Source organism: Aquabacterium sp., assembly GCF_004297345.1.
Taxonomy (GTDB): domain Bacteria; phylum Pseudomonadota; class Gammaproteobacteria; order Burkholderiales; family Burkholderiaceae_C; genus Aquabacterium.
In genome coordinates this window covers 24,006-33,600 of the sequence record NZ_SCTN01000362.1, presented here as the reverse complement: position 1 = coordinate 33,600, position 9,595 = coordinate 24,006, and the positions used below count along the sequence as shown (strand labels likewise).

Here is a 9,595-nt window from a genome sequence, read left to right as displayed (position 1 = left end):
GCCCTGGTGGGCATGGCGGGCGCCTTGGTGCTGGCTGCTGCGGCCTTCTGGTGGCCACCTGCGGTCGCGGTCGTGCTGAGCATGGCCTTTACCGTGTGGCTCACGGGCGGCTTCCATGAAGACGGCCTGGCTGATACCTGCGATGGCCTGGGCGGTGCGGTCAGCCGTGAACGTGCGCTCATGATCATGAAGGACTCGCGCATCGGCTCATACGGCTCGCTGGGCTTGATGCTGATGCTCCTGCTCAAGGCCGCCGTGTTGACCTCACTGGCCACGCCCTTGTTCAACGAACTCGACAGTGCCGAGTCCAGCCATGTGCGCCAGGTGCTGCTGGCCTGGACAATGATGGCCTTGATCTGGTGCCATGCAGCGTCGCGCCTGGTGCCGGTCTGCCTGACGCGCGTCCTGCCCTATGCGGGTGATCTTGATCACGCCAAGGCCAAGCCCCTGGCCATGCAGGTGCCATGGTCCAACGTGTTGGCCGCGGTGTTGATCACTGCGCTGCTGGCCTTCGCCATGGTGTTCTGGTGGGGCTTCACCGCCTGGCCTGTGGGCACCTTGTTGTCGGCCTTGGGCCAGTCGAGCCTGGCCATGTTGCTGGGCGCAGCCGCTTGCGCGCGGTGGTTTCACAAGCGCCTGGGCGGCTTCACCGGTGACACGCTGGGTGCCAGCCAGCAGATCACTGAAGTGATGGGCTTGCTGGCCTGGCTGGCCGTGGTCCATCCTGTGGCATGAACGCGGCATTGGCTGAGTGCCTGGTCTGGCGCCATCCCCGTCCGCAGGGCGTGGCAGGGCGTTGCATCGGGCAAACGGATGTGCCTGTTGATCGGCGCAAGGCCAAGCGGCTGGCGCACCGCATCCGCCAGCAGGTGCGCCGACAAGCCGGGCTCATGGGCTTGCCGCGTGTTGTGATCACATCGCCCTTGCAGCGTTGTGCCGCAGTCGGCCGCATCTTGCGATCCTGGGGCTGGCGTCACCATGTGGATGAGGCCTTGCTTGAAATGGGCTTTGGCCGCTGGGATGGGCAAGTCTGGCGCGACATTGACCAGGCCCAGGTGGATGCCTGGTGCGCTGACTTTCTGCGGCATCGACCGGGCGATGGAGAATCCTTGGCCGATGTGTTCAGGCGCGTGGATGCCTGGGTAAAGAACAGTTTGATGGCAACAGTGGCCTCAAACGGAACATGCCTGCTCGTCGGGCATGCCGGCTGGATGCTCGCGCTGCAATGGCGCATGACGCGCGATGATCACCCGGCGCAGGCTGTCCAATGGCCAGCACCACCTGCCTATGGGCAGTGCCTGCAAATCACGCTGCGAACGCAAAGCCCAACTTAATAGCGCCCGGTAGCGCCTGCCAGCCTGAGATACCCCTTGGCCAGTTGGCGGATGAAGTTGCGGCGCAGGCGCGTGATCCAGCGAGATGAACTGTCATCCGTGGGGAGCACCTCCCGGCTTTGCGCAAAGTCTTCGTTCAAGGCTTGAGACAGGCTGCGCACAAAGCCTCTGTCCTTGATGATCAGGTTGGCCTCCAGGTTCAACACCATGGACAGCGGATCCAGGTTGGATGATCCCACCGTGGCCCATTCATCGTCCACACGCAGCACCTTGGCATGCAAAAAGGCCGGCTGGTATTCGAAGATGCGCACACCGTGTTGCTGCAACTCGCCATACAGCACGCGCGCTGCCAGTCCGGCAATCTTGAAATCCAGCTTGCCTTGCAGCAGCAGGCGTACCGAGACGCCGCGTGCCGCTGCCGTACGCAAAGCCAGCCTGATGGCTCTGCGCGGATAGAAGTAGGGCGTGACAATGTCGATGCGTTGGCGCGCCTGATGAATGGCCTGCAACGCCGATTGCTCGATGGTGCGCCGTTGACGCAGGTTGTCTCGCAGCACGAAGGCGCTGCGCATGGGGGCATGCAGTGAGGCCCCGTGCGCCAGCTTGCCTTGCTCACGCGGGTTCAGGCGCATGCGGGCTTGTTGCACCCAGTGCTTGACGCGCTTGAGTCTGTGTGTGTCCTGCATGAGGTGGCTGAGGTCATCGCGCCAGTCGCGGCCGAACTGGGCGCGCGTCCACACCGCCTTGATCGTGTGCAGCACCGGTGTGATCACTGGACCGTGCACCTGCACCGCGTAATCCAGACGAGGTTGCTGCGACCAGCCATGGGTCAGGTCAAAGTGATCGTCGATCAGATTGATGCCGCCCACAAAGGCTTGGGCCTCATCGATCACGCACAGCTTCATGTGCATGCGGCGCCACTGGCTGGTGTCCAGTAAGCCCCATATGCGGTGCATGGGCCGGTAGATGGCCAGCTTCACGCCGGCTTTCTCCAGCTCCTGCCACAGCTCTGCTGGCGCCTCGCGTGAACCAAAACCATCCACCACCATGTGCACATGCACGCCCCGGCGCGCAGCGCGTTTGAGCGCTTGCAGCACGCTACCGCTTTGCCCCAGGGGCGACACCATGTACAGCGCCAGCCAGACACTGCGTTTGGCGTGGTCGATGCTGTCACTCAGGGCCGGGAACAGTTCCTTGCCACCCCGCAGTAGCTTGACCTGATTGCCCCCGGTAAAGACCGGCTTGCGCTGGGCATACCAGGCCAGCCGTTTCAGCGACTCATCCGCGTCAACTTCCGGGGATGGCGTGTTCAGCATGGCCAATCAGGACGCCAGATCCAGCTCCACCACCAGCGGCAAATGGTCGGACAGCCGGGCCCAGGCGCCACCGCGCGGCACCATGATCGACTGGCACTGCATGCCGCGTGTGTAGACCCGATCCAGTGCCAGCACCGGCACGATGGAGGGGAAGGTGGGCGTACGCGCCTCGTTGCCACACGATGCGCGTTTCAGCCCTTCGTCTTCGATGATGTGATCGAGCTTCTCGTTCCAGTCGTTGAAGTCGCCGGCGATCACCACAGGGGCGTTCGAAGGAATGTGCTCGCGCACCAGTTGTGCCAGGCGCTCGGCCTGCCGCACACGGCTGGCGTGGATCAGCCCCAGGTGCACCACCACCACGTGGATCTCGACACCGCGCCAGTGCACCGACACATGCAGGAAGCCGCGCTGCTCGAAACGGTGGTCCGACACATCGTGATGCCCGATGTGCCCCAGCGGCCAGCGCGCCAGCAAGGCGTTGCCGTGCTCGCCATGTTTGGTGACGGCATTGGTTCGGTAGGCGACCTCATAACCCTCTGGCGCCAGGTATTCCGCCTGAGGCAGGTTGGGCCAGCACAGGGGGCCGAAATCGGTCTTGGAGAAGTGCTGCGCGTCGGTGTGATGAAAGCGCCGTACCTCTTGCAGGCAGACGATGTCGGCGTCCATCGCCTCGACAGCGAGCCCAAGGTTGTGAATCTCCAGGCGCTTGGTCGGGCCCATGCCTCGCACACCCTTGTGGATGTTGTACGTGGCCACACGAAGAGACTTCGACGACAGCGTGGATGGCGGCAGCAGCGATGACTGGAGAGGATTCAGCACGGCGATATCTGGCGGCGATGCGAGGGCAACCCTATGGTGTCAAAGATAAACCCAACTGCGGGTGCTTGAGCGCGCTTTCAAGCGGGGGCTTTCCCCTTCTGCTCGGCGGTTTGACCTGGCACAGAGGCATCCGCAGGGGCGATACGCTGCGCCAGCTGCAGGATGGCCTCTGCGTTCGACGGCGAAAAACAACGGTCGGCGGCCTCGCGCCAGGGCAGCCAGGCGTATTGGGTATGTTCGCGAGGCGCCAGTGTCACAGGGGTGCCTTGGGGCACACACAGCCCGAAAACCCGCTCGGTGTTGTGGGTCACACCCGGCGCATAGCGTGCGCGCCAGACCGGGTAGATCTCGTAAATGTTCTCGACGGACCAGTCGCACAAGGCATCTTCTGGCACAGCAGGTGAACCAATGACAATGCCGGTCTCTTCCTGAACTTCACGGACAGCCGTTTCTGCCCAGGCCTCGTCCAGCGTGTCTTTGGAGCCGGTCACGCTTTGCCAGAAGCCGGGTTGCTTGGCGCGCTCGATCAACAGCACGTCCAGCTCCGGCGTGTAGATGACGACCAGAACGGATTGCGGAATCTTGTGGGGTGTCTCAAGCATGCGCCAAGTGTGTCATGACGAGGGCACGACACGCTCCTGGTGGGCGCACACTTATTTCGTGGGGACGGCTGGCGGCAAAGCCTTGGCTTGCAACTCACGCACCTGCACCACCAGCTTGTTGTGCGCATCCAGGAAGGCGGCTGCAATCACCTTGCCTTCGTTGGTGTTGCTCCAGCCCAGACCTGCTGCGCCACCCAGCTTGCTGGCGATCAGGCCACCCAGGCCCAGATCCGTCGTGCGGGCCGAGCCGGTGGCTGCTGCGAGTTGCTCGGTGGTTTCGTTGTCTGTCAGCAGCAGGGCTACCTGGGCTTCTTTCAACTTGACCTGCTCCAGCAGGCCGGCCAGCCCGGCGATGTCACGCAGCACGGGAATGCTCGACAGGATGCCCGCAATGCCGCGCCCGGCATCCTGCTCGCTGAAGGTCAGGCTGGGGATGACGGTGTATTGCGCTTCATAGCCTCGGCCTTTGTGTACCGTGCTGTCGGCGCGCACGATGCCGGCTTCCTTCAACTGGCTTTCCTGCATGGTGCTGCGCAGGCCGGCTGCACGGTCCACCACACGGAAGCAGCCGCTTTGCTGGGCCAGCAGCTTGATCAGCGGCACGGGCGTGGAGGGCAGTTGGTAGTCGCTGCGCATGGTGTAGCCATCGGGGTTCTCGGCCAGTGCCAGCGTGGCCACGGGGGCATCGCATTTCACCAGCGAGCTGTCGGCGCCCTGCGCGCCCTTGGGACCTGCCGAGCCGCTGACCATCGAGCCACCTTTGCCCAGTTCGGTGGACGACTGCGGCGTCTTGTCTTTGCAGCCCGTCAGGCTCATGGCCACGAGCAGAGATGAAACGAGCAAGGCGCAAGAGACGGCACGCATGGGAACAATCCTGAATTTGATGCTGGAAATGAAAACGGGCCACCGCATGGGTGACCCGTCGAAGTTTACGCAAGAGGTGCTGTCGTTCAACCGCCCCTCTTGGGTGAGCTTGTAAGCAAATTAAGCAGCAGGCGTGGCAGCCGCTGCATTGCGCAGGCGGATGTGCAGTTCGCGCAGTTGCTTCTCGTCGACCAGCGACGGCGCGCCGGTCAGCAGGCACTGGGCGCGTTGCGTCTTGGGGAAGGCGATCACGTCACGGATGGACTCGGCCTTGGTCATCAGGGTGACCAGGCGGTCCAGACCGAAGGCCAGGCCGCCGTGAGGAGGCGCACCGTACTGCAGCGCGTCCAGCAGGAAGCCGAACTTGACCTTGGCGTCTTCTTCCGTGATCTTCAGGGCGCTGAACACCTTGGATTGCACTTCGGCGCGGTGGATACGGATCGAGCCGCCACCCAGTTCCCAACCGTTCAGGACCATGTCATACGCCTTGGCGATGCACTTGCCTGGATCGGTGTCCATGTAGTCTTCGTGACCATCCTTCGGGGCGGTGAAGGGGTGGTGCACGGCGTTCCAGCGTTCGCCTTCGTCGTCGTACTCGAACATCGGGAAGTCCACCACCCACAGCGGGGCCCAGCGGTCTTCGAACAGGCCGGCCTTCTTGCCGAATTCGGAGTGGCCCACCTTCAGGCGCAGGGCACCGATGGCGTCGTTGACCACCTTTTCCTTGTCGGCGCCGAAGAAGATCAGGTCGCCGTCCTTGGCGCCCGTGCGCTCCAGGATCTTGGCAATGGCCGCATCGTGCAGGTTCTTGACGATGGGCGACTGCAGGCCGTCACGGCCCTTGGCCACTTCGTTGACCTTGATCCAGGCCAGGCCCTTGGCGCCGTAGATCTTGACGAACTCGGTGTAGGCGTCGATCTCGCCGCGCGACATCGTGCCGCCACCGGGCACGCACAGGGCCACCACACGGCCGCCCTTGGTCGTGGCAGGCGTCGAGAAGACCTTGAAGTCCACATCGGCCATCACGTCGGTCAACTCGGTGAACTCCAGCTTGACGCGCAGGTCAGGCTTGTCCGAACCGAAGCGGTGCATGGCATCGGCGTACTTCATGACGGGGTACACGCCCAGGTCCACATTCAACGCCTTCATGAAGACGTGGCGGATCATGCCTTCGAACATGTCACGGATTTCCTGCTCGGTCAGGAAGCTCGTTTCAATATCGATCTGGGTGAATTCGGGCTGGCGATCAGCACGCAGGTCTTCGTCGCGGAAGCACTTGGTGATCTGGTAGTAGCGGTCGAAGCCGGCCACCATCAGCAGCTGCTTGAACAGCTGGGGCGACTGAGGCAGGGCGAAGAACTGGCCGTCGTGCACGCGCGAGGGCACGAGGTAGTCGCGGGCGCCTTCGGGCGTGGACTTGGTCAGCATCGGGGTTTCGATGTCGACAAAGCCGTGCTCGTCCAGGAACTTGCGCGCTTCCATCGCCACGCGGTAGCGCAGCATCAGGTTCTTTTGCATGTAGGGGCGACGCAGGTCCAGCACGCGGTGCGTGAGGCGGGTCGTCTCCGACAGGTTCTCGTCGTCGATCTGGAACGGAGGCGTCACGGAAGCGTTCAGCACTTCCAAGGTGTGGCCCAGCACTTCGATCTTACCGCTGGTCAGGCCGGCGTTTTCCGTGCCGGCAGGGCGGGCGCGCACGACGCCGGTCACCTTCAGGCAGAACTCACCACGCACGTCTTCGGCGATCTTGAATGAATCGGCACGGTCGGGGTCGAACACCACCTGCACCAGACCTTCACGGTCGCGCATGTCGATGAAGATCACGCCGCCGTGGTCGCGGCGACGGTGGGCCCAGCCCATCAGCGTCACGGTCTGGCCCATCAGCGCTTCGCTGACCAGACCACAGTAAGTGGTGCGCATTGTTGGTTTTCTCCGAGATGAGGATCTACGCGGCCCACGCATTTTGCGCAGGCCCGAAACCCTCCATTGTCGTTCAGGATTGGGTCGTTGGCGTGACCGGAGGCAAAGTACCGGTCGCGGCAGCCGCTGGCGGCGCTACGACGCCCATGGAAATGATGTATTTCAGCGCCTCGTCCACCGACATCTGCAACTCCACCACATCGGCACGCGGCATCATCAGCATGAAGCCGGAGGTCGGGTTGGGCGTGGTGGGCACATACAGGGTCAGCATGTCGGCGGGCAGGTTGTCCGCCACCTCACCGTTGGGTTTGCCTGTGACAAAGGCAATCGTGTACGAGCCGGCACGCGGGTACTGCACCAGCACCGCCTGACGGAAGGCCTGGCCGCTGCTGGAAAACAGGGTGTCTGACACCTGCTTGACCGAGGTGTAGATGCTCTTGACGATGGGGATGTTGGAGAACATCCGGTTCGACTGGTTGAGCAGCCACTGGCCCGCCATATTGGTCACGGCCACACCGGTCAGCCACAGGGCGGTGACCACGATGATCACGCTCAGGCCGGGTACCTCTCGCAATTGCTGCAACAGCGGGCGTGCGCTTTCTGGCAGCACGGTCTGCGCGGCCACGACCAGTGTGCCAAACACGCCGTCCAGCGTCCCTGCCACGTGCATCAGCACCCAGATCGTGATGGCCAGGGGCAACCAGACCAACAGGCCGGTCAGGATGTATTTCTTCACGTGGTGCCTTGTGTGGGGGGCTGTTTGGGCGAGATGTCAGTGGCAGGCGCAGGACGAGCCGCAACCGCCGGCAGCCGTGTCGCCACCTGAGCTTGAGCCGCTGTCTGACGATGCGGCTGGGGCTGCGCTGGATTCAGTTGCCGCAGCAGCCGTTGCCGCGCCAGTCGCCGGGGCGCTGGTGCCGCCGCCCGAACCACCTCGGAAGTCGGTCACGTACCAGCCCGAGCCCTTGAGCTGGAAGCCGGCGGCCGTGATCTGTTTCTGGAAAGACTCGGCGCCACAAGCAGGGCAGGTGGTCAGAACCGGGTCGGACATTTTTTGCAAGACATCCTTGGCGTGGCCGCAGGACTCGCAGCGGTAGGCGTAAATCGGCATGTGAAAACCTCGGGCAATCCCGTAAAGACGCCATTCTAGATGGGGCGCCGCCAGAACGTTTCAAGTTGTCGATGTCAGACGCCCCGCAAGCGTGGGGCATCACGCTTGCAAAGTTGGCTTGTCCAGGTGGTGCTTGCGGCCATGGGCGTCAGGCAGAACTTGCGGCAGCAGCGAGCCGAGCACCATGCCCGCCAAGGCTGCCAGCAAGCCAGCCAGTTGTCCGGGGAATATCTCGTTCCAGCTGGCATCGCCAAACACGCCATTGGCCACAAACGGTGCCCAGGTGCCAATGCCCGCCACGATGGACAGGATCGCGCCCTGTGTGGTGGCGCGGCGCCAGTACAGCCCGAAGGTCAGCGGCACGAAGGCGCCAACCAGGGTCACCTGATAGGCCGCAGACACCATGTCATAGATCGGCGTGCCCTTCATCTTGATGGCATAGGTCAGCACCAGCGCCGTGAAGATCAGGATCGTGATGCGCAGGGACAGCAGCACCTTGCGGTCGCTCATGCCGGGGCGGATGTTACGCAGGATGTTTTCCACAAAACTGACGGAGGGCGCCAGCAGCGTGGCCGACGACGTCGATTTGATGGCCGAGACCAGCGCGCCAAAGAAGAACACCTGCGCGATCAGCGGCATGTGGGTCAGGATCAACGTGGGCAGCACCTTTTGCGAATCACCGGCCAGCAAGGCCTTGGCCTGCTCCGGCATGATGAGCAGCGAAGACGCCACGATGAACATGGGCACGAAGGCAAAAGCCAGGTAGCTGAAGCCGCCGATCATGGCGCCGCGTTGGGCCGTCTGGGCATCCTTGGCGGACATCACGCGCTGGAACACGTCCTGTTGCGGGATCGAACCCAGCATCATCGTGATGGCGGTGCCCACAAAGGCAATCCAGGTGTGCGTGGTGTGCTCGGCCGGCAGGATCTTGAACCAGTCGTTGGTCTGGGCCAGTTCCAGCACTTTGCCTGCGCCGCCCGCCTGATGGCCCGCCATGATCGCGATCAGCGACAGCCCGACGATCAGCACGATCATCTGGATGAAGTCGGTCCAGGCCACCGCCAGCATGCCGCCGATCAGCACATAGATCAACACCAGCGTGGTGCCGATGGCCATGCCCCATTCGGGCGAAATCTGATCACCAGACAACACCGAGAACACCAGGCCCAAGGCGGTGATCTGTGCGGCCACCCAACCCAGGTAGCTCAGGATGATGACCAGCGAGCAAAAGATCTCGACGCCCTTGCCGAAGCGGCTGCGGTAGAAGTCACCGATGGTCAGCAGCTCCATCTTGTACAGGCGCGTGGCAAAGAAGGCCCCGACCAGCACCAGACACATGGATGCGCCGAACGGGTCTTCCACGACAGCGTTGAGGCCGCCTTGCACGAATTTGGCTGGGATGCCCATGACGGTCTCGGCGCCGAACCAGGTGGCAAACGTGGTGGTGATCACCATGGCCAGCGGCAGGCTGCGACCCGCCACGGCAAAGTCGGCCGTGTCCTTGATGCGGGTGCCCGCGTAAATACCGATCCCCATGGTGCCGAGGAGATAGAGGAACACAAACGCGAGCAATGTGATGTTCATGTCAGCGGTCTTCCGCGCGAGGAGGTCACGAATGAGCTAAAGCAA

10 protein-coding genes are annotated in these 9,595 nt (G+C 63.0%); 2 read left to right on the top strand and 8 right to left on the bottom strand.

The features are described 5' to 3' along the window. Both EPO09_RS13645 and EPO09_RS13640 read left to right on the top strand, forming a co-directional pair. On the top strand, nt 1-735 hold a 735-nt coding region (locus tag EPO09_RS13645), incomplete at its 5' end, for an adenosylcobinamide-GDP ribazoletransferase (protein ID WP_290643869.1). Then, a complete protein-coding gene (locus EPO09_RS13640; protein ID WP_290643868.1) occupies nt 732-1,334 on the top strand; it encodes a histidine phosphatase family protein in 603 nt (200 codons plus the stop codon). The genes EPO09_RS13645 and EPO09_RS13640, both read left to right, overlap by 4 nt. Here the strand turns inward: EPO09_RS13640 and clsB are convergent. From clsB to EPO09_RS13600, 8 genes are all read right to left on the bottom strand, one after another. Then, nucleotides 1,331-2,650 (bottom strand): cardiolipin synthase ClsB, encoded by a 1,320-nt coding sequence (gene clsB / locus EPO09_RS13635; RefSeq protein ID WP_290643867.1) that lies wholly within the window; start codon nt 2,648-2,650, stop codon nt 1,331-1,333. The two genes, EPO09_RS13640 and clsB, sit on opposite strands and share 4 nt — an antisense overlap. 6 nt (nt 2,651-2,656) lie before the next feature. Next, a complete protein-coding gene (locus EPO09_RS13630; protein WP_290643871.1) occupies nt 2,657-3,466 on the bottom strand; it encodes an endonuclease/exonuclease/phosphatase family protein in 810 nt (269 codons plus the stop codon). A gap of 80 nt (nt 3,467-3,546) precedes the next feature. After that, nucleotides 3,547-4,071 carry a dihydroneopterin triphosphate diphosphatase gene (nudB, locus tag EPO09_RS13625; protein WP_290643866.1) on the bottom strand — a complete coding sequence of 175 codons (525 nt, stop codon included), beginning with the start codon at nt 4,069-4,071 and terminating at the stop codon, nt 3,547-3,549. A gap of 51 nt (nt 4,072-4,122) precedes the next feature. After that, complete coding sequence (locus tag EPO09_RS13620; RefSeq protein WP_290643865.1) at nt 4,123-4,935, bottom strand: CsgG/HfaB family protein; 813 nt, start codon at nt 4,933-4,935, stop codon at nt 4,123-4,125. Nucleotides 4,936-5,055: 120 nt separating this feature from the next. Further along, nucleotides 5,056-6,855, bottom strand: coding sequence for an aspartate--tRNA ligase (aspS, locus tag EPO09_RS13615; RefSeq protein WP_290643864.1), 1,800 nt, complete (start codon nt 6,853-6,855; stop codon nt 5,056-5,058). A gap of 73 nt (nt 6,856-6,928) precedes the next feature. Continuing rightward, nucleotides 6,929-7,591, bottom strand: coding sequence for a DUF502 domain-containing protein (locus EPO09_RS13610; protein ID WP_290643863.1), 663 nt, complete (start codon nt 7,589-7,591; stop codon nt 6,929-6,931). A 36-nt stretch (nt 7,592-7,627) separates the two neighbouring features. Further along, the gene (locus EPO09_RS13605; protein WP_290643862.1) at nt 7,628-7,966 is read right to left on the bottom strand and encodes an FmdB family zinc ribbon protein; all 339 of its coding nucleotides are present in this window, start codon (nt 7,964-7,966) and stop codon (nt 7,628-7,630) included. Nucleotides 7,967-8,065: 99 nt separating this feature from the next. Further along, the gene (locus EPO09_RS13600; protein ID WP_290643861.1) at nt 8,066-9,550 is read right to left on the bottom strand and encodes a sodium:solute symporter family protein; all 1,485 of its coding nucleotides are present in this window, start codon (nt 9,548-9,550) and stop codon (nt 8,066-8,068) included. Between the last annotated feature and the right edge of the window lie 45 nt (nt 9,551-9,595).

Coding starts and splice junctions, on each gene's coding strand:
- EPO09_RS13640 (WP_290643868.1), top strand. CDS start 732: ATGAACGCGGCATTGGCTGAGTGCCTGGTCTGGCGCCATCCCCGTCCG.
- EPO09_RS13600 (WP_290643861.1), bottom strand. CDS start 9,550: ATGAACATCACATTGCTCGCGTTTGTGTTCCTCTATCTCCTCGGCACC.
- EPO09_RS13620 (WP_290643865.1), bottom strand. CDS start 4,935: ATGCGTGCCGTCTCTTGCGCCTTGCTCGTTTCATCTCTGCTCGTGGCC.
- aspS (WP_290643864.1), bottom strand. CDS start 6,855: ATGCGCACCACTTACTGTGGTCTGGTCAGCGAAGCGCTGATGGGCCAG.
- clsB (WP_290643867.1), bottom strand. CDS start 2,650: ATGCTGAACACGCCATCCCCGGAAGTTGACGCGGATGAGTCGCTGAAA.
- EPO09_RS13605 (WP_290643862.1), bottom strand. CDS start 7,966: ATGCCGATTTACGCCTACCGCTGCGAGTCCTGCGGCCACGCCAAGGAT.
- nudB (WP_290643866.1), bottom strand. CDS start 4,071: ATGCTTGAGACACCCCACAAGATTCCGCAATCCGTTCTGGTCGTCATC.